Here is a 22,891-nt window from a genome sequence, read left to right as displayed (position 1 = left end):
CTGAAATGTGTCCATTTACTTAAAACCTTTCTATGCGCATTGATTTTAATATAGATGTCTATTACTATAAAGATGTATTGAAAATACTTCTTTAAAAACCGGTTCATACACCTGTTCCTTTATCCGGAATCTACTATCACGATTCATTAAGTGATCGATTGATTGAAAAAGCAAGAGAGGTGTATAAGGACTAGAAACATTGCCAACATTAGATCAGAAAGGGGTTATGACATGTTAAACGAAAATACAATTAAGGTCGTCAAATCAACTGCTCCGGTATTGCAGGAGCATAGCCAGGAGATCGGGGAAAGATTCTATGAATTGTTATTCTCGCGCGTTCCAGATCTATATAATATGTTTAACCAAACGAATCAAAAATTAGGTACTCAACAAGGAGCACTTGCGTACGGCGTTTATTTAGCTGGAGCCAATATTGATAATCTAGAAGAAATCGAGTCAATGGTAGAGAGAGTGACTGAAAAACACCGGGCTCTAGGTGTTCAGCCTGAACAATACCCAATTGTAGGGGAAACGTTACTTGAAGCAGTTAAAGATGTTCTGGGCGATACGGCAACAGACGAGATTATCGATGCCTGGGGAGAAGCTTACACAGCTATTGCAGATATTTTCATTAAAACAGAAGCTAAGCTCTACGAACAAACAGATCAGAAACAGGGTGGATGGATCGGAAATCGTTCTTTCTATGTCGATCGTAAGGTGAAAGAAAGCGATGTTATTACTTCATTTTATTTAAAACCAGAGGACGGTGGTCCTATTGCGTCTTATAAACCTGGCCAGTATCTCACGTTAGAAGCCAATATAGAGGGTGAACAATATTCTCATATGAGGCATTATAGTTTGTCAGATGCTCCTAATAAAGATTATTACCGAATTAGCGTTAAACGTGAGGATGCCGTAGACGATGCACCAGCCGGAATAGTATCAAACTATCTTCATCATGATATTTCAGAAGGTGACACACTATCTATTGCAGCACCAGCAGGGGATTTCACCTACACAACTGACGACCAACCTATTGTGTTGATTAGTGGAGGAGTAGGAATTACACCGATGTTGAGCATGCTGAATAGCCTTGTTGAGAACGGTTCGAGTCGTGAAATCACGTTCATTCATGCTGCTCAAAATAGCAATGTACATGCAATAGGGGAGCACGTAGAGAAGTTAGCGAACGAAAATTCAAACGTTTCTTATTATGTGTGTTATTCCGATCCTACTGAACAGGATCGCGCTGAGCTTCGCTTTGATAAAGAAGGGTTGATTGATTTAGATTGGCTTCAATCAGTCTTATCTGATCATCAAAAAGACTTTTACTTTTGTGGTCCCCTTCCCTTCTTGAAATCTATAAATGAATCGCTTAAAGAATGGGGAGTACCAGCAGAGAGACGTCACTATGAGTTGTTCAGTCCTGTTAGTACAATTGAGGAAGAATAGCTCCCTATTAAAGGGGATAGATAAGCCGATCTAATGGGGCACATAGATACGTTGAAGGGAGAGGTATTTATGGAAACGAAAGAAAATGAAAAAGTCCTCCGTTTGCAAACGGTGCTTGAAGAAGCTTTAAAACCGATTACTACAAAATTGGAAACGTTAGAAAGAGATGTAGCATCGGTACAAAAAGCACAAGAAGAATTAAAAAAGATGGTGCAAAAAGAAAAATAAGCTATTACTCCGAACGTAGATACGATAGTTATTCTCGATATAAATAGATAAATAGTGCCTGACTCCCTATGGGTGACAGGCACTATTTATCTATTTGAATAATGGTGAAGAGAAAGAGTTTTTAACATGAAGGTGGAGAAAGGAGGACAGTTCATGAAAATCTATACGATTGGACATTCCAATCATTCCAAGGAATATTTTCTGGACATGTTGCGAGAAGCTGACATTACCTACGTGGCGGACATCCGAGCTTTCCCCGGAAGCCGGAAGCACCCGCAATATAAGAGCGAAAATATGAAGGAATGGCTTCGGGAAGCAAAGATAGAATACGCACACTTTCCTCTTCTCGGTGGGAGACGACGTCAGTCTAGCTCTGTTGGGGCTGAGTTGAATGAAGGCTGGGAAAACCCTTCATTTCACAATTATGCTGATTTTACGTTGACGAACGAATTTATTGAAGGAGTAAAGAAACTAAAGACGCAGGCGAAGAAAATGAACGTGGCCTACATGTGTTCTGAACGTCATCCCGCCAGATGCCACCGTTTGCTCATCAGTAATTGGTTACAGGCAAACAATTGGGAAGTTCTCCACATCATCGACGATTCTAAAAAAACAATAAAGCTCGTTAAGCATGAGCTTGGAAAGTGGGGGGCCATGCCAATAATTGAAAAGGATGGCACCGTTGTGTATCCAAATTTATATGAATAAAGGTTACTCCTGTAAGGTAGTAGGCTCCTTTTCTCTCAGTGAAAGGGAGCCTATCCATAAGATGACCTCTAGACAAAGAAGAAGGATAACAACCCAACTCCATAAGAATATAAAGTGGTGTTGAAACTGATCGATTAAAGCGATCGAATTTTGTCGCTCGGGCAATGCAATTGAAAAAGCGTAAAACATTCCAAACGTAAAGTTCCTCGACCACTGACTCACATCATACGTAAATAACCCCTTTCTCCAACCGTATGCCTGGACTCTCTTGACTGCTCTTATGATTTCGATCGTTTCAACGCTAAGCAAGATAAGAAGAATCGCTATCCACAAAAAGAAAGAGACCGTTGCCGACAAAGCCTGAGTGGACACCAGTGCCAATCCAGTGATCGATAATGCTCCATGAAGAATGCAGTTTGTATTCTTCCAATCGTTCTTCAACGACCAGTTTCTTCCTCGCAAATAACGTAAGCTTAGACACCAAATTCCACAAAGATAGAACAGTCCACCTAAAACCACACCGAACATTAGAACCTCAAGAGGTAAGGCAAACATCTTCGCCCATGTAACGACCAGAGCTTGAGTTGTCACAGTTGATAGCAAAATAATTCCATGTATAGAAGCGGTGGATTGTTCTTTCAAGAGAGAATAAAAATGAATAAGGCTACCGCCTAAGAACAGGAAGCTTAGAAATGTATTTAGAATGACAAGTATTTGAATGACGTAAAATGATTCAGGAAAATACTTTAACGTTACCTGACAAAGAACAAATATCCCCGCAACCCACGTTCCCATCATAAAAAAACGAACGGGATGGTGGAGGACTGTTTCCCTCCATTCTCTACGAGAAAACTGTAGCACTAATGAAGATAATAAGCTCACACTAATTAGCCAAACGCCAATGAGTAACATCCCACCAAAATTCCGTGCAATGAGAGGGAAAGCCTCGACGTCTGCATAGAGGAAAATCCCAAGTGCCATTAGTATCGCGCCCGATGCCGGATGAATTTCTCTTCTCTTTATGTTTGCTTTCATAAAATCACTCGTTTCTTATTAATCACGAGTTCCATGATATAGCTTATTGGTTTATTTAAAAAGACTTTTCTCTTAGGTTTTAATTCGGATCGAGTTGGCTTCAGAAGCTATTAAAGATAATAACAATTTGAATAAGGGTTTCTTTATATGAAAATAGAGATTGAGTAAATGGTTATGGTTTGAAATAATTGGTATTAAAGAAGCGGTAACTAAATGAAAAATTTAGACTAGCCTTTTTTAAACGCAAGGAGAGGGGAATTTGAAGACATTCGCATGGAGCTTATTGCTCATTCATCTAGCTATCTTAATACTGTGGGTGATAAATTCTGGATATCTATTTTCAGTGCTTGGGGTCGTTATTTGGCTTGTTGCTGTGGTGGCAGGGTTTATCGTTCAGAAACGAATGAAAGAACATCTATTAATGAAGCAGCTATTGTTATTATCTAGTTTCTTTATGGCCTTTTTGAGTTTAATTACTGTAGGCATTTATTTAGTGACAAGTGCAATGCCGTAACTGTAAGTAATAAGGGTGGGAATAGGGGGATGGCAGACTAGTTAAATAAATCATCAAAAAGGAATTGATCATTATCGGGTTTTCACTAGTGTTTTCAATGGTTTTAGGAACGATTGCCATTTTGACGTTTATCGTTACTCCAATTAGAGCTGCTAGAAAAAATGAAAAAGGAAAACCACCTCGAAAAATCTCTTATGTTATCGTAGGTTTGTTGGTTTTACACTGGGGTTTTTTCTTATGGAATGGTTACGCATTATTACCTGTGAATATAGCAGATGCCCTATTTATGCCTGTATGGGTAGTGCTTTGCGTCGCAGGTTTGATAATAGCGATCTATGAGTTTAAAAACAACAAAGTTTTTTCAATTCCCGTGGCTGGTTTTACAGCAATCAGCTTATTATTTAGCATCTTCATTAACGGCATATCGAATATGTAAGGAGTTCATTCCAGTGATATAGAAATTTTTATTTTTCGAGAGGTGGATCTAAATATGGATAGTATTATTTTTGATTTAGATGGAACGATTTGGGATCCGATTGATACTGTACTTGATGCGTGGAATGGTTGCATCAAGAAGCATAGTCAAATTAACAGAGAACTAACTCGAACTGATTTTGAAGGAACTATGGGGCTACAAGTGCACGACATTAGTGAAAAATTGTTTCCACATTTGGCAGAGGAAGTACGTGACCAGGTGATGCAAGAGTGTTTAAATACCGAGGAGCATTACTTAAAGAAACAAGGGGGCCGACTTTTCCATAAGGTAGAGGATGTTCTTAGTGTACTTTCAAAGAAATACAAACTCTATATCGTTAGCAACTGCCAGGATGGATACATCGAATCGTTTTATGAGTTTCATAACTTAGGCGAGTATTTTTCGGACTTTGAGAATCCAGGGAGAACCGGGCTATCTAAAGGGGAAAATATTAACTTGATTATCGAAAGGAACAACCTAACTAATCCTATATATATAGGCGATACAGAAGGTGATTTAAAGGCATCAAGATATGCTGGGATACCTTTTGTTTATGCAAAGTATGGGTTTGGAGAGGTAAGTGAATATGATGAGGTTATAGATAGGTTTGAAGAGTTGGTGGAATTATATGGATCTTAAAGGGGCCTTATGAGAAATAGCCTTGTTATTCTCGGGAGTTAAGTTTAAAGATTCTCTCCGGGACAACAAGTATAGCGATGGAGAAAATACGTAAAGTTAATAGTTCAATTAGAAAAACGTACTTTCAAAAATGCGTCTTCTTGAGGAAAGTTGCTTACATTTTAGTCTAGATCGCTCATTTTTATTAGGAAATATCGTGTTCTACAGTTTGAACGGTAGGCACTGCATTTAAGAGATTGCTAATCCTTTAGAACTCTCCAGCTATGGCGACTGGTACCCTCTAGAATCAGGTCATTTTGAACAATCTTACATTTATATATTTCATCTGTTTCCTATAAAGGAATGTCCTAATCCCCACCTTCATAGACTTAGAGAAAAGAAGGGAGGTGGTCTCAATAATTGAGTGGAGTGTTACCCTTGTAGCCATCGCGTTTGTTGTTCTTGTCGTCTATTTGGTTTTGACATTACGAAAAGTTATGACAACATTGGCAGAAACGAAGGAGACGCTGTCGGGCGTTCGGAATTCTGTAAACGGCATTTCAGATGAAGCAGAGGAACTGATTCATAAAGCCAATGAAATTTCGGTTGATGTAAAAGGGAAAATGGAAGCCGTTGACCCCTTAATCGAGTCCGCTCATGATGTGGGCGATATGATACACGATGTAACAAGCTCAATAAAAAGAACGGCACTGCAGAAGAACCGTAAGAAAACCATCCATACACAGGAAAGTAAGCCAGTGCACATTAAATTGAAATAAGGAGAAAGAGGCTGGGTAAACCGGCCTCTTTTTAAATTTATGAACTTCCGAGGCTAGGATTTATCTATATTGTATAGAGACTTTTAGGTTGTTCACTATATCATTAGTTCTGTACAACGGTCATGCAGCTTTAATGAAATGAAAAAGAGCTTGGAAGCATTGTGCTTCTAAGCTCTTTTCTGTGGGGTTTTAGCTTATGAAGTAATTCGTTTATCAAAAGCGTGAATAAAATCAATCCAAATTTCATTTTATGTTAGGAATTGATCCGATCAGCGTCCGCCACAACGACCACCGCCTCCACCGCAACGACCGCCACCTCCACATCTTGCGGCACAACCGCCGCATCCAGCGCATCGAGCACAACGCGCGCAGCCGCCGCCGCATCCGGCACACCCCGCACATCCAGCACAACCCGCGCATCCAGCGCAGCCTACACAACCTGCGCATCGGAAGCAGCCATAGCAAACAAACCCGATTAAGCGAGAATCATTTGGATCAACATGTGTATGATAGTTGGCTTGCTCACATGGCACTAAATTTTGGGCATGGTATTCTCCAACATCTAAGTGTTGAAGATCATTTTGAAATTGATTCATTTATGTCACCTCCATCATTATTCTTTTCTAATGAGCTAAATGGAACTGCTTTGTCATGAGTAATTACTTCATGAAACACCTTCTTCAACAAATTATGTGAAGTGGTTGGGTAATGTTACTAGGTAAGGAGTGGAAGAAATCGGTACGAGCGGTCATTAGGATGGCGTCTGGGACGAGTGCTATTCTATCGATCGCACTCCTTTTCTTCATAAGATGGAATCCATTGAACCGGATCGGCCATTCTGAGCCATTTATAAAAGATAGGGGAGTTCCCCTCAGATGATAGGGAAGTTCCCTGATTACCTAAATTTGCTCACCTTTCTATAATAAAAGTAACAAGTAACCTGCGAGGGGGAATTTATATGGCAGAATCTGTACTTCGAAAATCATCCAAATCCATACGGTCATTCCATCATGCATTTGCTTCAAATTTTGCGAAATCTATGTTTTTTACAATAAGTGGCTTAGTTATCCTATCGTTTATTGCAACGAGAATGTTCACACACGTCGATTTAAACCTTTATGGCTACATGGTGGGGACGTTCGTATTCATTGGTGGTTTCTTCTATCGTTTCATTGCTTGGGGGGAAAGGCCTCCAACCAAAATCATTATTAAAAAGGGAATTAAGCTGCTCGGGCGCAAATCAACGCCAAAAACATCTGTTGAACATCTTGGTACATATCAGTTTATCTGGAATAGGGGAATTTACCGATGGACACAACATCTTCTGCTTGGCTGGGGCGTCATATTGTCCTGCTTTGTCACATTTCCACTCGTGTTTGGATGGATGTACTTCACGATGGAGGAAGGCGGTTATTACACTGTTGTAGGCATGGGCATCAACATAATGACAGTTAATGCCGATGGGATTCTTGCTTTCTTCTTTTACAATGCGTTGAACTTCACAGCGATTATGGTGATCGCCGGTGTATGTATGGCGCTTTATCGTCGCTTAAAAAATATGCAGGCTAGAGCGGAACAGAATTTTATGTATGACTTTCTACCACTCTATCTCTTGCTGTTTATTAGTGTAACAGGTCTTCTTTTAACATTTATGAACGTCTTTTTACATGGGCAGGGGCATTACGTTATGTCACTCATCCATCAGTATTCTGTTATCATTACGCTCATTTACTTACCGTTTGGGAAGCTCGCCCATATTCCATTTCGTCCGCTTAGTGTGTTTGCGCGCAATTATCGTGAACATTATGCTGAGCAGTCGAAGAAAGCATGCAAGGTATGTGGGGAAAGTTTTGTTTCTACTGAACAATCAAAAGATGTTATGGATGTGCTGAATACGAATGACATTACGTTCGATATGGAGGAGGGCTTTAATCTTGCTGAATTATGCCTTCCATGTCGAAGAAAATATCGCATCGCACGATTTTCAGGATTTGCAACGCATGAAGTGAAAACGAAGGAGGCTAATCAGAATGCAAAGGGATAAATTTTTTCGAGATATCGAAAATGTCACGCACCCGAATGAAAAATTAGTTAAAACCCACTGTAGCTATTGCGGTATGCAGTGTGGCATGAACTTAAGGGTGAACACGAGTAGTAACAAAATTATCGGTGTCGAACCTCGTTATGATTGGCCGGTTACGGTTGGGAAGATGTGTCCGAAAGGAGTAACCGCTTATCAACAAACGAATCATCCGGACCGAATCCTTCGACCGCTCATCCGCGATGATGCCTCATTAAAAGGAACGAAGGAAGGATTCAGAGAAGCGAGCTGGGAGGAAGCGTATCAGCTTATTGCTAAGAAATTCGGTGAGCTGCAATCAGAATATGGCAAAGACAGTTTATCCGTTTTCAGTGGTGTCTCCATGACAAATGAAAAGTGCTATTTAACTGGAAAGTTTGCAAGGGTTGCGCTTGGAACCCGCTACATTGATTACAATGGTCGGTTCTGTATGTCGAGTGCCGCTGGTGGTTTCTTACGCTCATTCGGAGTAGATCGTGGCTCGACATTACCGTGGACAGATATTCATGAAACAGATTGCTTATTCATTGCTGGAAGTAATACAGCTGAATGTCACCCCACTTCGATGTTCCGCGTATGGAATGTGCAGGAGCGTGGGGGTTACATTATCGTCGTTGATCCTAGAGAAACACCTCTCGCTAGAAGAGCGGATGTGCACCTTGATCTAAAACCAGGAACCGACCTTGCACTGGCGAATGGCATCTTGCACCTTCTTATTGAAAACGGCTATGCAGATGAAGCGTTTGTGAACGATCATACGAACGGATTTGAGGAAACAAAGGAAGTTGTGAAAGAGTTCACGCCTGAATATACAAGCATTTTGACAGGTGTCTCGCCAGAAAAAATCATGAAAGCAGCAGAAATTTATGGAAAGGCACCAAATGCCATTGTTATGTTTGCGCGTGGTATCGAGCAACAGCATAAAGGGGTCGATAACGTTTCTGCCTACACAAACATGGCCCTTGTAACTGGTAAAATTGGTCGACCAAAGGCCGGTGTTGCGACGTTCACAGGACAAGGAAACGGTCAGGGCGGACGAGAGCACGGTCAGAAATCGGATCTATTACCTGGCTATCGTAAAATTACGAATCCTGAACATGTTAAAGCCGTTTCGAAAGTGTGGGGAATTAATCCTGAAGAAATGCCAAAGCCGGGAGTATCAGCTTATGAAATGTTTGAATTAATGGAGCAAAAAACGATTCGAGGACTATATCTTCTTTGTTCGAATCCGGCTGTTTCGGCACCGAATTTAAATTTTGTTCGAAAAGCGATGAAGAATCTTGATTTTATGGTTTGCGGTGACTTCTACTTGTCAGAGTCGGCCGAGTTCGCTGATGTGATTCTTCCGTCCGTGACTTGGTCAGAAGATGAAGGGACGGTTACGAACATTGAAGGGCGCATTATTAAAATTAACCAGGCGCAGGAACCAATTGGTGAATCAAAGCCAGATTGGTTAATGCAAGTGGAACTTGCTGAACATCTTGGGAAAGGCAAGTATTTCTCTCATTTGAAAACGGCTCGAGATGTGGCGGATGAGTTCAGATTAGCTACAAAGGGTGGAAACGCTGATTACTACGGTGCGACCTGGGATAAGATCGATCAACAGGATGGGGTGTTCTGGCCATGTAAGGATGAACAGGACAAAGGAACCCCGCACATGTTCCTTGACCAGAAATTCTATCATCCAGATGGAAAAGCGAAGATTTGTGCGCTGCCTTATCGCCCGCCTGCAGAAGAGCCTTGTGAAAAGTATCCGCTTCGCTTAACAACGGGCCGTGTCGTCTATCATTACTTATCTGGAAATCAAACGCGCCGCATTCAGTTCCTTAATGACATGTGTCCAGAGCCATATGTAGAAGTGCATCCAGAAACGGCCCATGAGTACGATCTAGAACATGATGAAAAGATTGTTCTATATACAAGACGAGGAAAAGCCGTTTATAAGGTGAAAGTGACAGAAGCTATTCGAACAGACACGGTATTCGTTCCTTATCACTTTGGTCATGATGAATCGATTAACCTGCTGACAATCGCAGCCCTTGATCCAATATCAAGAATGCCTGAATTCAAAGCATGTGCTGCTCAAATGCAGAAATTACCTAGTAAGAAGGTGTTGTAAATGAAGAAGCGACTGTACATCGAATTAGAAAACTGTATTGGTTGCCGCTCTTGCCTAGCTGCTTGCACGCAATGCGGTGGGCATGAGCAGCGAAATCGGAACTATGTGTATGATGTCAATCCGCATGTGAATAGGCAAACAATGCCTCTCATGTGCTTACACTGTGAAAATCCAGCTTGTGCTAGAAGCTGTCCGGCTCAAGCGATACAAATTCATGAATCAGGTGCTGTTCTTTCGGCATTAGTTGAGAAATGCATCGGATGTCAGAATTGTACAATTGCCTGTCCGTATGGAATTCCGAAGTTTGATGAAGAACAAAATCTTATGTATAAGTGTGATCTTTGTATCGATCGAACGAAAGATGGCATTCCTCCAATGTGTGCGAGCGTCTGTCCTTCCAACACACTTCAGTGGTTAACGGAAGGTGAGATTGAGAAAAAACAGGAGCAGCACAATCTCGATAACGGTAAATGGGTGACAAGCATGCCTTATTTAGAAGGTGCAACGAATGTGAAAGTGAACCTGCCTGGTATTTTACAAGGAACAGAGAAACTCTTTTAGGGAGAGGATGTAGTATGTCAGATCGAAACAATCGTGTGCCATTCGATGAAGATAATTACACACATAATATTAATCGGAACAATGAACGGATGCTCGATCGAAGAGGGTTTATGAAGACACTTGCAGGTGCTGCTGGGGTGTTCGCCATCTCCTCGCTTCCGTGGGGAGCGGTTGCGGCTAAGGAGTTATTAGGGCTAGGGGAAAAAGAGTACCCTCATCAGAAAATCGTGAACGTTAAAGACATCGCGATTGGTGATTCGGTGGATTTCAATTTTCCAAGTGAGCATGACAGTGCGATCTTAATTCGCTTGAGCGATAAACGCTATGTTGCTTATCAGAATGCTTGTACTCACTTGAGATGCCCGGTCTATTGGGTGAAGGAAGAAAAAGAAATGGTTTGCCCTTGTCATCACGGTAAGTTCGATGCAGGAACGGGGGCTCCAACCGCAGGGCCACCGAGACGGCCTCTACCTGGCATTCAAGTAGAAGTGAGTAACGGCGGAGTATATGCCGTCAAGGTGAAGCGATATGAAGCGTAGTTATGTTGGCGTTCTATTACTCTGTACTATCCTACTCTTGAACATTGTTTTCACGCAGTTAATGGTTCACCAGTTTTACTATGAACATTACGCTACTACGCTAGTATACGGCGGGTTGAACATTCTATTATTTCCAATTGCGCTCCTCATTTATCGAAAAGAAAAGCATAAAGGAGGCACTCATGGGCATGAACAATGAAACTTACTTAGATTTCTGTTTTATCCAGCAAGTCACCGGTTCTCTAGCTGATGAAGTGGATCAGATGCTGAAACAAGTTTTTAAGGAACAGTATCTTAACTGGTATCTAGATAAGAAAGTCGAAAATGAAGTAGAGATTGTGGTGGCTGAAGTAAAAGGGATGAGCGAGTGGATGTCTGAAGATGAGGTCATTCAGCATTTAGAAAGATGCGCGGATACGAAATTCTGGGAAACCTTACAAGGCTATCAATTTTTTGTCTATCCTGCCAATAGGGGGTGCAGCTCCTGTGGCACACGTTAGTATGCAAAGTTTAGAATCATATATCGGTCAACCCGTTCGCGTTTGTATTCACGGGGAACGAGGAGAAGAGATGGCCCCTTGGGTGAATAAACGTGTGAGAAAGCTAGAATGGTGTCCTGATCGCACTCATCTTCGCATCTTCTTCGATGATCATTACTTCTTTGCTGTTCCACTTACGAGCGATGTTCGTCTAACGGAAAGCGAATGGAGGGCTTATGATAAACAGGTTGGACTATATTATGTCATGAGAAACGAGGAGAATGAACATGTATAAGAAATGGCAACTTCCATTACAGACGATGAATCTTGTCACAGGTTTCATGGTCTGGGTATTGATCTCATCTTTACTCCCGTTTATAACTGAAGATATCGCTATCGCACCAGAACAAATTGCATGGGTTACAGCAGTACCTGTCATTTTGGGATCATTATTGCGTATACCGATCGGTTACCTTGCGAATCAATTTGGTGCAAGACTATTATTTATGATTAGCTTCATTTTATTGCTTTTCCCCGTTTACTTTTTAAGTGCAGCTGATTCCTTCGCTGATCTTCTAGTTGGAGGCTTATTCCTCGGAATTGGTGGAGCCATTTTTTCTGTTGGTGTCACCTCTCTCCCTAAATATTATGCAAAAGAACGCCACGGATTTGTTAATGGGATATACGGAGCGGGGAACATTGGTACAGCTATTACAGCGTTCGCTGCTCCGGTTGTTGCGGCGAATTACGGCTGGTCATTTACTGTGAAGTTATATATGGTGTTATTAGGCATCTTTATCATCGCTAACTTTTTCTTAGGAGATAAACACGAACCAAGGGTTCAGGTACCTTTAGTGAAACAAATCAAAGGGATTTATAAGAATGAGAAGCTATGGTTATTCTGTTTATTCTATTTTATTACGTTTGGATCTTTTGTAGCTTTTACAGTGTATTTACCCAACTTCTTAGTGGCTAATTTCGGACTTGAAAAAGTAGACGCTGGGGTAAGAACGGCAGGTTTTATTGTAGTGGCAACTTTCCTACGTCCTGTTGGGGGCTTTCTTGCTGACAAGTTCCATTCCCTCATTCTGCTCATGTACGTATTTGGTCTGTTCACAGTTGCGGCACTTATTCTATCATTCGCTCCTTCCATTCAGTTGTACACGGTTGGATGCATTACAATTGCGATGGCAGCCGGAATCGGAAATGGTGTTGTGTTCAAACTTGTGCCAATGTATTTTCAGAAGCAAGCAGGTATTGCCAATGGTATCATTGCAGCAATGGGTGGACTTGGCGGTTTCTTCCCGCCTCTTATTCTTGCATCGCTTTATCAGTTAACAGGACATTATGCAATTGGATTTATGGCGTTATCTCAGTTAGCGCTCGTCAGTCTTGTTCTTGTCATCTGGATGTATTATCAGGATAAACTTATCTTGTCTCATCAAGTGATGGTTACGACGCCGCTCGGGATGATGGTTACGGATAAACAGGGGAAGATCATTGCGGTCAATCCTGCTTTCACGGAACTAACAGGATTCAGTGCAAAAGAATCAATTGGAGAAAATCCGAATATGTTGAAGTCGGGAAAACAATCCGCTGCTTTCTATCATCAGATGTGGGAAACTCTGAAACAGAAAGGATCCTGGCAAGGACAAATATGGAATAAACGAAAAGACGGGAATCACTTCCTAGAATGGCTAACGATTAACGCGATTAAAGATGATTCGGGAGAGGTCATTCAGTATGCCGGTGTGTTCAGCGATATTACCGAAGATAAGCTGAAATTGACGAATGAGTAATGGGGGTTCGAGATGGCGCTAAAAGATGGAAACGAGGCGAGTACTTATATTATTCAATCACAAGAAGAAGAAATTAAACGCATTGCACTCGAGCTTCATGAAGGGATCAGCCAGAACCTGTATAGTCTCTATACAGGTTTGGGGTTTCTTCAGACAGGCATAGAAGATCCACATATGAAAAGCTATGCGAAAGAAATGGCCACGCTAATGGAGCGTACGATTCAAGAAGTGAGATTACTATCTGTCGAGCTCTATCCGAATACACTCACAACGTTAGGACTCATCTCAGCTCTTAAAAGTTATTCGAAGCTTTATACATCAACGTTTGGTATTCGAGTTAACTTTGAATCAACTGGTGAGGAGAAAGTGATTTCTGAGCGGAAAAGCATGGCGGTCTTCCGTGTTTGTCAGGAAGCCCTAATCAATATCGCCAAGTATGCGGATGCAACAAATGCTAAGGTTCGGTTTACATGGGAAGATAAATCAGTGAAAATACAAATAGAAGATTATGGAAAGGGTTTCGATGTTACGGATGTTATGAAGCGAAACTATTTTACCGGAATGGCTGCGATGAAGGAAAGGATGGTTCTTGTAGGTGGTGCGTGTCAGGTCACATCTGAGCCTGCAATCGGAACGACGGTTTCGATCAGTCTACCTATTTAGAGAGAGGGGGAATTCTAGTGATAAAAGTTCTTTTAGTAGATGATCATGCAGTTGTGAGAATGGGTTTAAAAATGCTATTAAACTCGCTTAAGGATATGGAAGTTGTAGGGGAAGCGTCTGAAGGCAATGAAGGAATTGAGAAAGCAATGGAAACGAACCCTGATGTGGTTTTGATGGATTTAAGTATGCCTCACGGAAAGGACGGGTTATCAGCGACATCTGAGCTGAAAAAGCAATTACCCCATACGGCTATCCTCATTCTTACGATGCACGATGATGAAGAGTATTTATTTCGAGCGATCCAGGCTGGAGCATCTGGTTGCGTTTTGAAGAGTGCGCCACATGATGAACTTGTACAAGCAATCCGATCAGTCTGCAGTGGTAATGCATACCTTCATCCTTCAGCAACAAAGAGGTTGATGGAGGAATACATAGGTAATTTAAAGCAGGATGAAATGGATACTTATCAACTGTTATCCGATCGGGAGAAAGAAGTGCTGACGCTTGTGGCGAAGGGATATTCTAATAAAGAGATCGCCGAAAAACTCGTCATTAGTGTGAAGACGGTTGAAACGCATAAAGGCAATGTCATGGGGAAACTCAAGATTAAAACAAGGCCAGAGCTCGTATCCTTTGCCTTAAAGAAAGGGTTGCTTGGGTATGGCATTCAATAAGGAGGAAAGCTGATGGAACCATTTGATAAGTGGATCTCACCTGAGGGCCAACGCTTAAAGCGAGATCTTTCTTGTGATGTCGTTGCATTAGCGCTACAAAACAGAGCTGGACTCGATATTACGTGGCCATGCGTCATAGGACATCGGAATGAAAAGTACAAATATATCACCGTTCGCTATGGAAAAGGGATCGCAGGGAAAGTTATTTCTAGCGGTCGTCAGATGGAAATAACCTCTTTTCCAAATGGAATCCTAGGCAAATCAATCGATTATCCGATCATGCTAGCTGAACAGCTAATTTCAGCTTATGCTGTGCCACTATTATGTGATGACTCTCCGAAAGGTGCCTTGTTAATTGGTTATCGTGACGTCCATGTTTTTACCGAAGAAGAGAAAAGCCGAGTGATGGAAGTAGCACGTGGTGTGCAGTCAAGCTTATCCACTCATTATGCTACGTATAGGAGGGATCGCTTTTGATTGAAAGAAATAAGAGTCAGCCTTCAGTTGAAACAACAGAAGAAGCCACAATTGTTACTGACGAGAAAGGCAACATTTATTCTCTTAACGAAGAAGCGATTGATCTGTTTGGACTTGTTCGAGATGATGATGTAACAACCGTCCGACAGCTTATACCAAATCTTAATTATTCTCTGTTGGATCAAGGGGTCGTGGTCCAACGCTTTGGTGTGGGGAAAGAAGGGAAGTATTTTCCGGTGTTTTTGCGGAAAAGTTCATTCACACTTAAAGGGGAATCTTATATCCTTCTTGTCATCCATAAAAAGAATGATCGATCGATTGCTGGTTTAGAGCCCCAAAAAGTAGTAAATGAACTCCTTGATATTAAATTTGCACTAGATGAATCGACGATTGTTGCGATCACGGATCATTCAGGAAAAATTGTGTATGTGAATGATCAATTCTGTCAGATCTCAAAGTACTCGCAGGAAGAACTGATCGGAAGAGATCATTCTATTATCAATTCTGGCTATCATTCGAAGGAATTCTTTCGAGACCTCTGGCGAACGATTGCTTCAGGGGAAGTTTGGAAAGGCGAGATTAAAAATAAAGCGAAGGATGGGACTTCCTATTGGGTGGATACTACTATTGTTCCCTTTCTAAATAAAGAAGGAAAGCCTTATCAATACTTAGCGATTCGTTCTGAGGTTACTAAACGAAAAAAGGTTGAAGAAGAATTAAAACAAATGGCAACACGCATGATTGATGTTCAGGAAGAGGAACGCAAAAGACTCTCTCGAAACTTACATGACGGAATTGGTCAGAATTTATATAGTCATCTTATTACCATCAGCCGTATCGATGCAGAATTGGATCATCCTCTTATTGATCAAATGCGTAATGAGGCCACCGCTATAATAGAAGAAGTTCGAGAGATTTCTTGGGAACTACGTCCATCTGTGTTAGATGATCTTGGCTTGATCCCGGCGATTCGCTCCTTCCTAAACAGATACTCAGAAAACTATAAGATTGATGTTTTCTTTGAATGTGTTCTTGAAAATCGTCTTGGAAACCAGTCCGAAACTACAATCTACCGCATCATCCAAGAAGCGTTAACCAACGTGCGGAAATATGCAGGGGTCAAGCAAGCTTCTGTCACAATTCGTGAGTTAAGCGAAGGAGTTAGAGTGATGGTAGAAGATAATGGAATTGGATTTGTCCAAGATCAGCTTGCGAGTGGGGTCGGGTTGTTTAGTATGGAAGAGCGGTCAAAGTCAGTAGGTGGCGAGTTACATATACATAGCGCTCCAGGAAAAGGAACGAAAGTGATTTTAGACATTCCATATTAGAAGGTGAGAATCCCTTATAGTAATGGAAATGAAATTTGATGAATGAAGGGAGGTTTTGTAGTGGGGAACATGAAGAACATATTGAAAAGAACTTCTATTTTTCTTGGATTAGATGATGAAGAAATCGAAGAAATTGAAAAAATCACAAGAAGAAAACACTTTAGTAATCGAAGTTTCGTGTTTATGGAAGGTGATGAACGTGAGGCGGTGTTTTTCATTGAATCCGGTGTCGTTAAGACTCATAAAATCGATGAGGACGGAAATGAACAAGTGTTTTCTTTACTGCAATCAGGTGATATGTTTCCACACGTCGGTTTTTTCGATCAATCTCCGTATCCGGCGAATGCTATGGTGCTACAAGGTGCGGTCCTTCTCATGATTCGAATTGAAGATTTCAATCAACTAATGATGGTGAAACCTCACCTGGCGATTAAAGTGATGGAGATGATGGGGAAGAAGATTCTTGAGTTACAAGAACGAGTACAGTCGCTCATTTCACAAGACGTTCAGCACCGTTTCGTTCAAACCATGATCAGATTAGCTTACGAAAATGGAAACCAGCGTGATGGGGGAATTGCGATTGATTTCCCGATTACGAACCAGGATCTAGCGAATATAGTCGGCACGTCTCGGGAATCAATCAATCGGCTACTGAATCAATTAAAAAAGGATCAGATATTAAAAAGCGATCGCCATGGTTTATTTATTTATGATCTGAACCGGCTCAAGCATTTGCAATGAAAAAAGGCACATATTGTGCTTTTTTGTCTGTGATAAAGGAGGTGGCGATTACTGATGAACATTCGCTCGTTCGCGTTCGAGTCGGGGGAAAAGGATATTATTCTCGAGATGGATATGCTGAAATAGATCGGATTCGAGTTCTTCTAATTTAAGATACATTAAAGTGTAAGTTGTGCAGGCACCTTCTGGAAGAGTGTAGTCCCTCGTAACAGACCGAAGTTCTTTTAATAAATGACCGGCTTCTTCATGTTCTTCTTCAAGGGCAGCAATGGTTTCAAGAACTTTCGTTAAAGACTCTTGTGAAGGCTCTGCTTCGTACGCCTTGATCTTAGGAAAGACTTTCTCTTCTTCCTGAATCAAGTGTTCTTCTAATTCAAGTTTGAGGCGATGAAACAAACGATGAACCTGACTTAATTCTGGATGTGTACTCCCGTGAACTCGGTAGACTTTTGTTACAAAGCCGTTGAGTTCAGTAAGGACATGATCAAGATACGCGTGGTGTGTATCGAGAATATGGTCGATTAAACGTGAATACCGTTCTAGCTCCCAGTTCACTTCACGTTCCTTCATATCTTTCATTTCTACATAAAGTGTATTCAATCTGGAGAGGATTTCCTCTTCATTAAGATTCTTCTCAGCAATGGCTTCATGTATAGGACGGTTACCTCCACAACAAAAATCAAGGCGATATTCCTTTAGGATCTGGCTTGCTCTCGGAAATTGTGTCACGATCTCCCCGGTTTTGGTAGCCCCATTAAACATCTTTTCCATCGTTATAACCTCCTGAATGATTAACTATTCTTAAGTACACGTTTAATGTAAACCATTTCCCTGTACTAAACTGTGGTGTATATCACACAAGAGGCGGTAACTATGCAGAAGGAACCTTCTTACTAACTATTCATTTGAGAAAAACGAAAAAGGAGTGCTCATCTTCCATTCAGAGAGCAAGCTTACTATCAGATGGTATTAGCACAATCGTTCCGTCGATTCCTGTGTGTTCCCAATCTGCCCATCACTCACTCATTGTCACTTCTTCTAATAGAGCCAAAGCTTCTATACCATTCTTTGATTTGTATGTATGAAATCCAACATCTCGTAAAGTAACTTCTACAAGGTTTAAAATGTGGGGATCGTCATCAATCATTAAAATGGAAATCATTACTTTCACCCTTTCTATACGAACGAAATACTTCATACGTATTTTACAACGTATAGGTGAACAGGAGATGAACGAATGAGAGATACCTAAAAGAATTTTAAATTTCACGATATTCGGGGGATTAGGAATCTTTTATTCCTAGCCTCTATTTTTTGAACGACCTCATTCATTCTCTCTCAAAAATGCTTAGCTCAAGCATTCTTTTTTTAAACGTACAACTACTGTTTTTTTGTTACATAAAGAAAAATAAAAACGTCTAAATGAACAATATATATTGCAAAAAGACGTTAATAATATATAATGGTAAAAGAAGGATGAGGAAGAGAATTATAAAATTAAAGGGGGTCACTAGTTGGATAAAATTATTCAATCTCATGAAATGGAATCGTATTTATCAAAAGAATAAAGCATAAATGATCGATTACTAAATAGGAGAGGAAGTGTAATAATGGGGCTTGGATTTAAGGGGAAGCAGAAAGACGAACGATTGACGACTCTTCAAAATAAGATTTACCGGGAAATGTATATTCTTATTGTGGTGATTTGTGCTCTATCAGTTTTGTATAAACAGTTTCTGGTTGAGGGCGGAATACAGCATGTATGGACGGAGATTATTATTTTTAGTGTCAGTTCTGGATATTATCTTATACGATCAGCGATGCTTGGAATCTTTTCAGATGAAGTAGAGATGCACGATCGATCGAGTAAGTTGAGTTTTAATAAACGAAATTTCTTGATCAGTCTTTTCTTGGGAGTAGGTTTTTCTCTGTTCCTTGCGATCAGGAACTCTCTGATGTATGGAGAGGGTACTCAGGAAACGGTTTATTTTTTCTTAAGCATCTTATTTTTCTGCTTAATCATTTATATTCCTGTTTTATTTGTCATAATGGTGGTACCCTATGCGGTAGCGAAGTATAAAAGTGATAAGATAAATGAGCAGGAACTAGAAGAGATGGATGATGAAGATGTGCGGTGATCAATTGTGAAGAATGTGAGACTAAAAATGGCAAGAGTGGAGCACGATCTCTCCCAGCAAGAGCTTGCCAAAAAGGTTGGCGTGTCGAGACAGACGATTGGGCTCATTGAGCTCGGAAAATATAACCCGACGCTGCAGTTGTGCTTGTCCATTTGTTGGGCGTTAAATAAATCGCTTGATGAGCTGTTTTGGATGGATCCTGAATAGAAGAGAAGCTACGTTATTCTACAAGGTGTAGTGTAACGTAGCTTTTTATTCTTATTTTGTTTTCTTACCGAAATTTTGGGCAAGCGAAATAATGCCTACAAGAAAACAAGGAAAACTGACGAGTAACGCCTCGAACCATGAATTTCCGATTGTACGGTATAAGAGAATGACGAAGATTGCAGCGATAAAGTAAGTAGGTATGAATTTTTTTGATAAAAGGTATTCACTCAGAATGAAACAACTCCTCTAAATCGGAACTATTTTTTCCGTATCCGGTTATTTTATCAGAAATGCCACCTCATAATATAGTAAAGTTAATCTATCGAAAAGGAAATCGATTGATCATGGAGGTCAAACAAATGCGACAGCGTCTTGTTGGTATTTTACTGTTTAATGAAGTAGAAGTCTTGGATTTTGCGGGTCCCTTTGAAGTCTTTTCGATTACAACTACATTAGAGTCGAACGTAAAGCCTTTTGTGGTTAAAACGATCTCAGAAAATGGGGAAATGGTTACGGCGCGTAATGGATTAAACGTGCAACCCGATTATGGTTTCGACGACCACCCTTCGTTTGATATCGTTATTATTCCTGGTGGGTATGGCGCTGAACAGATTGAAATCAACAATCCTCGGATAATTGCATGGATTCAAGATCAGAAGTCAAAAGTGGAGTTGATGACATCGGTTTGTACAGGAGCTTTGCTGCTGGCGAAAGCAGGTGTGCTTGATGGAAGAAAAGCGACAACTCATTGGATGGATCTTGATCGATTAGATGAGGAATTTCCAGAGGTCTCCGTTCAACGGCATGTCAAATTCGTTGATGAAGGTTCGATTTTAACATCAGGGGGCATTTCTGCAGGAATCAATTTGTCGTTCCATATGATCGCTCGGCTACATGGTAAGGAAGTCGCATTAAAGACAGCGAAACAAATGGAATATGATATTACGATTGAGTGATTTGTTTATCATGAAAAGCGAGCAATGTACCGGTAAAGGAGTGAATTCAGTGGAGATTAAAGTAGATGATTTAAACGGACCTGAAGTGGCTGAATTATTGAATGACCATATCCAAAGTATGCAAAAGTATTCTCCACCGGAAAGTAAGCATGCGCTGGATCTAGAGGGGTTACGGAAGCCTGAGATTACGTTTTGGAGTGCGTGGGAAGCGGGTGACTTAGTCGGATGCGTGGCGCTTCAAAGATTGAATAGTCTCCACGCCGAGATTAAGTCCATGAAAACAGCATCTGCTCATCTAAGAAAGGGTGTCGCGAAAAGACTTCTTCAACATATTATTGATGAAGCGAGAGCGCGTGGATACGAACGGTTGAGTCTTGAAACGGGTTCAATGGATGTCTTTCAGCCAGCCAGGCGCTTGTATGCAAGCTTTGGATTTCACGAGTGTCAGCCGTTTGCAGGGTATAGGGAAGATTCGAATAGTGTGTTTATGAGTTTGGAGTTGTAAGATTGTTTTCTATGATGCGTCATTTAGAGAGAAGTAAAAGGAGTGCTACTCGTTCGGTCGATTAGCACTTCTTTTCGTTATGGGAGAGATTTTGAATTGACTTCATATAGTTCTCCTCTTTAGGAAATAAGGAAAAGCGTTCATCGATAAGAGTATCGTTCAAAGTAAGGTCAGCTTGTATGGACTGCTGGAGTTTCTTTAATGTTTTTATACTCTTCATGATGGAAACAATAAAATCCAGGTTAGTTTACTTATTTGCGGGGTAGTTAGTAGAAGTGTTCAAAACTCTGAAGAATAGAATGGTGATTAAATGGGATTCTTTTACTATATAAAGAAATATTTAAAGATGTCGAGACGTCAGCGGAAAAGTGAATTGAATTCAACCATTTGGTTTATGCCATTTTGGTATATTGTTGGAGCTGTAGGTTTATCTATTTTTACCTATTATCTCGACTATGTTGTGGATGTTAGCTTGTATCTGCCAGTTGGAATTGGCTTTAGTGGTCAGACGCTACAGGTTCTATTGAGTGCACTTGTAGGAGGGGTGCTGACCTTAAGTGCCTTTACACTTAACTCCTTGCTTGTTGCCCTGACGACGTTTAGTGGGCAGTTCTCTTCCAAAATGCTTGTCAACTTCGTTAGTGACCGTGCGACCCAGCACGTACTTGGTATTTTTAACGGAAGTTTTATTTACGTGCTCTTAAACTTCTTATACGTGACGCACGGAGAAGAGGAGTATGTAGTTGCGACGCCTGTTTTATCCATTCTGACAGCTATTACAGCCGCCATAACTTTTATTTATTTTATCAACCATACTGCTACGTGGATGCAAGTTCATAATATCAGTTTCAATATGAATGCTAAGTCAAAATTAGTTCAGGCTTCTCTTGAAGAAGAATTAAAGCCTTATCACCTTGAGAAGGAAGTAGAGAAGGAAGACATTCCTTCAGATCCTGATGGAAAAGTTATCAAAACCAACCAATCTGGTTATCTTCAAGTCGCTGACTTTTCTAGGTTGATTAAACTAGCGAATAGAGACGACGTTCTCCTCAGGTTCGATGTTAGGATTGGAGAATTCGTCATAGCAGGCACACCACTGCTTACTTATTGGGAACATGGACAAGTGATGAATCCAGACCGCTACTTGAAATCCATTGAAATCGGGGTCAAACAAACAGAGATTCAAGATCTGGAATATGGTCTTATTAAGCTTGCCGAATTAGCTATTAAGGCTTTGGGTCACAATGATCCGCTTACGGTGACGAATACCATTCATCAGATTGCTGATTTGCTGAATAGTATTGGCAAATCTAAGAATTTCTCACCCTACCTTTTTGATCAGGAAAAGAAGCTTCGGATTATCTTAAATCAAAAAGATTTTAGTTACTACCTTCACAAAGGATTTGCTTCCATTCGTGAATATGCCAACCAGAACACAACAATTATAACGGCGCTTTTAACGATGATAGCACAGCTAAGTAAAACAATGGATGAGGAAGCACACAAAGATCTATGGGAATTTGCCCGCCAGACGATTTTAGGGTTTGATAACTACAGCCTGTACGAAAATGATTGTCTTCACATTTTAGAGCCTTTATCCGTACTTGCTAAAAAGACGGGTAATGAGAAGGATTATCTGTTTCTGCTTGAATATATGCTGGAGCGGGTTAGTTCGAAGAGTGCTGCTAAGATGCCTACTTCTCATTAAGCGAGAATATGGATATGTACGAAAAGGCAACGGTTGCCTGAGCTGTTTGAGTAAAGGAAATTATTGGATAAAAATGAGAAAAGGACTTATCCGTAGAAGCGGGTAAGT

General features: G+C 40.8%; 29 protein-coding genes. 25 read left to right on the top strand and 4 right to left on the bottom strand.

Annotated features, from left to right (window positions below):
* Positions 1-231: 231 nt before the first annotated feature.
* From hmpA to Q4550_RS01075, 3 genes are all read left to right on the top strand, one after another.
* The gene (hmpA, locus tag Q4550_RS01085) at positions 232-1,452 is read left to right on the top strand and encodes an NO-inducible flavohemoprotein (RefSeq protein ID WP_194220804.1); all 1,221 of its coding nucleotides are present in this window, start codon (positions 232-234) and stop codon (positions 1,450-1,452) included.
* 69 nt (positions 1,453-1,521) lie between these two features.
* Positions 1,522-1,680: a hypothetical protein gene (locus tag Q4550_RS01080; protein ID WP_194220805.1), complete on the top strand. Its 159-nt coding sequence runs from the start codon at positions 1,522-1,524 to the stop codon at positions 1,678-1,680.
* Between the two features lie 153 nt (positions 1,681-1,833).
* Positions 1,834-2,388 (top strand): DUF488 domain-containing protein, encoded by a 555-nt coding sequence (locus Q4550_RS01075; RefSeq protein WP_194220806.1) that lies wholly within the window; start codon positions 1,834-1,836, stop codon positions 2,386-2,388.
* A gap of 3 nt (positions 2,389-2,391) precedes the next feature.
* Here the strand turns inward: Q4550_RS01075 and Q4550_RS01070 are convergent, their stop codons facing one another.
* Positions 2,392-3,423 (bottom strand): hypothetical protein, encoded by a 1,032-nt coding sequence (locus tag Q4550_RS01070; RefSeq protein ID WP_194220807.1) that lies wholly within the window; start codon positions 3,421-3,423, stop codon positions 2,392-2,394.
* Positions 3,424-3,682: 259 nt separating this feature from the next.
* Here Q4550_RS01070 and Q4550_RS01065 point away from each other — a divergent pair, with 259 nt between their 5' ends.
* The 4 genes from Q4550_RS01065 (at position 3,683) to Q4550_RS01050 (ending at position 5,809) form a co-directional block, all read left to right on the top strand.
* Positions 3,683-3,937 (top strand): hypothetical protein, encoded by a 255-nt coding sequence (locus Q4550_RS01065; protein WP_194220808.1) that lies wholly within the window; start codon positions 3,683-3,685, stop codon positions 3,935-3,937.
* Between the two features lie 88 nt (positions 3,938-4,025).
* The gene (locus tag Q4550_RS01060; RefSeq protein ID WP_194220809.1) at positions 4,026-4,373 is read left to right on the top strand and encodes a hypothetical protein; all 348 of its coding nucleotides are present in this window, start codon (positions 4,026-4,028) and stop codon (positions 4,371-4,373) included.
* Between the two features lie 54 nt (positions 4,374-4,427).
* Entirely contained in the window at positions 4,428-5,051 is a 624-nt protein-coding gene (locus tag Q4550_RS01055; RefSeq protein ID WP_194220810.1) for an HAD family hydrolase, read from the top strand.
* 386 nt (positions 5,052-5,437) lie between these two features.
* Positions 5,438-5,809, top strand: a complete 372-nt coding sequence (locus tag Q4550_RS01050) for a DUF948 domain-containing protein (protein WP_303529584.1) — start codon at positions 5,438-5,440, stop codon at positions 5,807-5,809.
* Between the two features lie 269 nt (positions 5,810-6,078).
* Here the strand turns inward: Q4550_RS01050 and Q4550_RS01045 are convergent, their stop codons facing one another.
* Positions 6,079-6,405: a heterocycloanthracin/sonorensin family bacteriocin gene (locus tag Q4550_RS01045; RefSeq protein ID WP_194220812.1), complete on the bottom strand. Its 327-nt coding sequence runs from the start codon at positions 6,403-6,405 to the stop codon at positions 6,079-6,081.
* A gap of 362 nt (positions 6,406-6,767) precedes the next feature.
* Here Q4550_RS01045 and Q4550_RS01040 point away from each other — a divergent pair, with 362 nt between their 5' ends.
* The 13 genes from Q4550_RS01040 (at position 6,768) to Q4550_RS00980 (ending at position 17,269) form a co-directional block, all read left to right on the top strand.
* On the top strand, positions 6,768-7,853 hold the full coding sequence (locus Q4550_RS01040) for a hypothetical protein (RefSeq protein ID WP_303529581.1): 1,086 nt from the start codon (positions 6,768-6,770) through the stop codon (positions 7,851-7,853).
* The gene (locus tag Q4550_RS01035) at positions 7,840-10,008 is read left to right on the top strand and encodes a molybdopterin oxidoreductase family protein (RefSeq protein ID WP_303529577.1); all 2,169 of its coding nucleotides are present in this window, start codon (positions 7,840-7,842) and stop codon (positions 10,006-10,008) included. Before Q4550_RS01040 ends, Q4550_RS01035 begins: the two co-directional genes overlap by 14 nt.
* Positions 10,009-10,569 carry a 4Fe-4S dicluster domain-containing protein gene (locus tag Q4550_RS01030; protein WP_194220815.1) on the top strand — a complete coding sequence of 187 codons (561 nt, stop codon included), beginning with the start codon at positions 10,009-10,011 and terminating at the stop codon, positions 10,567-10,569.
* A 14-nt stretch (positions 10,570-10,583) separates the two neighbouring features.
* Positions 10,584-11,108, top strand: a complete 525-nt coding sequence (locus tag Q4550_RS01025) for a QcrA and Rieske domain-containing protein (protein ID WP_194220816.1) — start codon at positions 10,584-10,586, stop codon at positions 11,106-11,108.
* Entirely contained in the window at positions 11,098-11,307 is a 210-nt protein-coding gene (locus Q4550_RS01020; RefSeq protein ID WP_194220817.1) for a hypothetical protein, read from the top strand. Before Q4550_RS01025 ends, Q4550_RS01020 begins: the two co-directional genes overlap by 11 nt.
* Entirely contained in the window at positions 11,291-11,608 is a 318-nt protein-coding gene (locus Q4550_RS01015; RefSeq protein ID WP_306558307.1) for a hypothetical protein, read from the top strand. The genes Q4550_RS01020 and Q4550_RS01015 overlap by 17 nt, the downstream gene beginning before the upstream one ends.
* A complete protein-coding gene (locus Q4550_RS01010; RefSeq protein WP_242057351.1) occupies positions 11,595-11,882 on the top strand; it encodes a hypothetical protein in 288 nt (95 codons plus the stop codon). Before Q4550_RS01015 ends, Q4550_RS01010 begins: the two co-directional genes overlap by 14 nt.
* On the top strand, positions 11,875-13,386 hold the full coding sequence (locus Q4550_RS01005; protein ID WP_194220819.1) for a nitrate/nitrite transporter: 1,512 nt from the start codon (positions 11,875-11,877) through the stop codon (positions 13,384-13,386). The genes Q4550_RS01010 and Q4550_RS01005 overlap by 8 nt, the downstream gene beginning before the upstream one ends.
* Before the next feature lie 12 nt (positions 13,387-13,398).
* Complete coding sequence (locus Q4550_RS01000) at positions 13,399-14,049, top strand: sensor histidine kinase (RefSeq protein ID WP_194220820.1); 651 nt, start codon at positions 13,399-13,401, stop codon at positions 14,047-14,049.
* Between the two features lie 17 nt (positions 14,050-14,066).
* Positions 14,067-14,723 (top strand): response regulator, encoded by a 657-nt coding sequence (locus Q4550_RS00995; protein ID WP_303529568.1) that lies wholly within the window; start codon positions 14,067-14,069, stop codon positions 14,721-14,723.
* Positions 14,724-14,735: 12 nt separating this feature from the next.
* Positions 14,736-15,200 carry a GAF domain-containing protein gene (locus Q4550_RS00990; protein ID WP_303529567.1) on the top strand — a complete coding sequence of 155 codons (465 nt, stop codon included), beginning with the start codon at positions 14,736-14,738 and terminating at the stop codon, positions 15,198-15,200.
* Entirely contained in the window at positions 15,197-16,528 is a 1,332-nt protein-coding gene (locus tag Q4550_RS00985; protein ID WP_303529566.1) for a PAS domain-containing sensor histidine kinase, read from the top strand. The genes Q4550_RS00990 and Q4550_RS00985 overlap by 4 nt, the downstream gene beginning before the upstream one ends.
* Positions 16,529-16,597: 69 nt before the next feature.
* Positions 16,598-17,269 carry a Crp/Fnr family transcriptional regulator gene (locus tag Q4550_RS00980; RefSeq protein WP_303530462.1) on the top strand — a complete coding sequence of 224 codons (672 nt, stop codon included), beginning with the start codon at positions 16,598-16,600 and terminating at the stop codon, positions 17,267-17,269.
* Between the two features lie 48 nt (positions 17,270-17,317).
* Here the strand turns inward: Q4550_RS00980 and ric are convergent, their stop codons facing one another.
* Both ric and Q4550_RS00970 read right to left on the bottom strand, forming a co-directional pair.
* On the bottom strand, positions 17,318-18,040 hold the full coding sequence (ric, locus tag Q4550_RS00975) for an iron-sulfur cluster repair di-iron protein (protein WP_194220825.1): 723 nt from the start codon (positions 18,038-18,040) through the stop codon (positions 17,318-17,320).
* A 244-nt stretch (positions 18,041-18,284) separates the two neighbouring features.
* On the bottom strand, positions 18,285-18,431 hold the full coding sequence (locus Q4550_RS00970; RefSeq protein WP_194220826.1) for a hypothetical protein: 147 nt from the start codon (positions 18,429-18,431) through the stop codon (positions 18,285-18,287).
* Positions 18,432-18,879: 448 nt separating this feature from the next.
* On the opposite strand from Q4550_RS00970, the gene Q4550_RS00965 reads away from it, so the two are divergent.
* From Q4550_RS00965 to Q4550_RS00945, 5 genes are all read left to right on the top strand, one after another.
* Positions 18,880-19,407 (top strand): DUF6773 family protein, encoded by a 528-nt coding sequence (locus tag Q4550_RS00965; RefSeq protein WP_303529562.1) that lies wholly within the window; start codon positions 18,880-18,882, stop codon positions 19,405-19,407.
* 6 nt (positions 19,408-19,413) lie between these two features.
* Positions 19,414-19,614 (top strand): helix-turn-helix transcriptional regulator, encoded by a 201-nt coding sequence (locus tag Q4550_RS00960; RefSeq protein ID WP_194220828.1) that lies wholly within the window; start codon positions 19,414-19,416, stop codon positions 19,612-19,614.
* 359 nt (positions 19,615-19,973) lie between these two features.
* Positions 19,974-20,570: a DJ-1/PfpI family protein gene (locus Q4550_RS00955; protein ID WP_194220829.1), complete on the top strand. Its 597-nt coding sequence runs from the start codon at positions 19,974-19,976 to the stop codon at positions 20,568-20,570.
* Between the two features lie 49 nt (positions 20,571-20,619).
* Positions 20,620-21,075: a GNAT family N-acetyltransferase gene (locus Q4550_RS00950; protein ID WP_303529556.1), complete on the top strand. Its 456-nt coding sequence runs from the start codon at positions 20,620-20,622 to the stop codon at positions 21,073-21,075.
* A gap of 346 nt (positions 21,076-21,421) precedes the next feature.
* The gene (locus tag Q4550_RS00945) at positions 21,422-22,783 is read left to right on the top strand and encodes a DUF2254 domain-containing protein (protein WP_303529554.1); all 1,362 of its coding nucleotides are present in this window, start codon (positions 21,422-21,424) and stop codon (positions 22,781-22,783) included.
* Positions 22,784-22,891 lie beyond the last annotated feature (108 nt).

This window comes from Anaerobacillus sp. 1_MG-2023, assembly GCF_030547345.1.
In the GTDB taxonomy this organism is placed as follows: Bacteria; Bacillota; Bacilli; order Bacillales; family Guptibacillaceae; genus Guptibacillus; species Guptibacillus hwajinpoensis_B.
The sequence above is the reverse complement of the archived record's forward strand: the minus strand, read 5'-3'. Positions and strand labels throughout refer to the sequence as shown.

Bases quoted from the DNA above. Each gene is read 5' to 3' on its own strand.
- Q4550_RS00970 (WP_194220826.1), bottom strand. From the start codon at position 18,431: ATGATTTCCATTTTAATGATTGATGACGATCCCCACATTTTAAACCTT.
- Q4550_RS01080 (WP_194220805.1), top strand. From the start codon at position 1,522: ATGGAAACGAAAGAAAATGAAAAAGTCCTCCGTTTGCAAACGGTGCTT.
- Q4550_RS01015 (WP_306558307.1), top strand. From the start codon at position 11,291: ATGGGCATGAACAATGAAACTTACTTAGATTTCTGTTTTATCCAGCAA.
- Q4550_RS00955 (WP_194220829.1), top strand. From the start codon at position 19,974: ATGCGACAGCGTCTTGTTGGTATTTTACTGTTTAATGAAGTAGAAGTC.
- Q4550_RS01075 (WP_194220806.1), top strand. From the start codon at position 1,834: ATGAAAATCTATACGATTGGACATTCCAATCATTCCAAGGAATATTTT.
- Q4550_RS01055 (WP_194220810.1), top strand. From the start codon at position 4,428: ATGGATAGTATTATTTTTGATTTAGATGGAACGATTTGGGATCCGATT.
- Q4550_RS01000 (WP_194220820.1), top strand. From the start codon at position 13,399: ATGGCGCTAAAAGATGGAAACGAGGCGAGTACTTATATTATTCAATCA.
- Q4550_RS00990 (WP_303529567.1), top strand. From the start codon at position 14,736: ATGGAACCATTTGATAAGTGGATCTCACCTGAGGGCCAACGCTTAAAG.
- hmpA (WP_194220804.1), top strand. From the start codon at position 232: ATGTTAAACGAAAATACAATTAAGGTCGTCAAATCAACTGCTCCGGTA.
- Q4550_RS01030 (WP_194220815.1), top strand. From the start codon at position 10,009: ATGAAGAAGCGACTGTACATCGAATTAGAAAACTGTATTGGTTGCCGC.
- Q4550_RS01040 (WP_303529581.1), top strand. From the start codon at position 6,768: ATGGCAGAATCTGTACTTCGAAAATCATCCAAATCCATACGGTCATTC.
- Q4550_RS00965 (WP_303529562.1), top strand. From the start codon at position 18,880: ATGGGGCTTGGATTTAAGGGGAAGCAGAAAGACGAACGATTGACGACT.
- Q4550_RS00980 (WP_303530462.1), top strand. From the start codon at position 16,598: ATGAAGAACATATTGAAAAGAACTTCTATTTTTCTTGGATTAGATGAT.
- ric (WP_194220825.1), bottom strand. From the start codon at position 18,040: ATGGAAAAGATGTTTAATGGGGCTACCAAAACCGGGGAGATCGTGACA.
- Q4550_RS01020 (WP_194220817.1), top strand. From the start codon at position 11,098: ATGAAGCGTAGTTATGTTGGCGTTCTATTACTCTGTACTATCCTACTC.
- Q4550_RS00945 (WP_303529554.1), top strand. From the start codon at position 21,422: ATGTCGAGACGTCAGCGGAAAAGTGAATTGAATTCAACCATTTGGTTT.
- Q4550_RS01070 (WP_194220807.1), bottom strand. From the start codon at position 3,423: ATGAAAGCAAACATAAAGAGAAGAGAAATTCATCCGGCATCGGGCGCG.
- Q4550_RS01045 (WP_194220812.1), bottom strand. From the start codon at position 6,405: ATGAATCAATTTCAAAATGATCTTCAACACTTAGATGTTGGAGAATAC.
- Q4550_RS01005 (WP_194220819.1), top strand. From the start codon at position 11,875: ATGTATAAGAAATGGCAACTTCCATTACAGACGATGAATCTTGTCACA.
- Q4550_RS01025 (WP_194220816.1), top strand. From the start codon at position 10,584: ATGTCAGATCGAAACAATCGTGTGCCATTCGATGAAGATAATTACACA.
- Q4550_RS01035 (WP_303529577.1), top strand. From the start codon at position 7,840: ATGCAAAGGGATAAATTTTTTCGAGATATCGAAAATGTCACGCACCCG.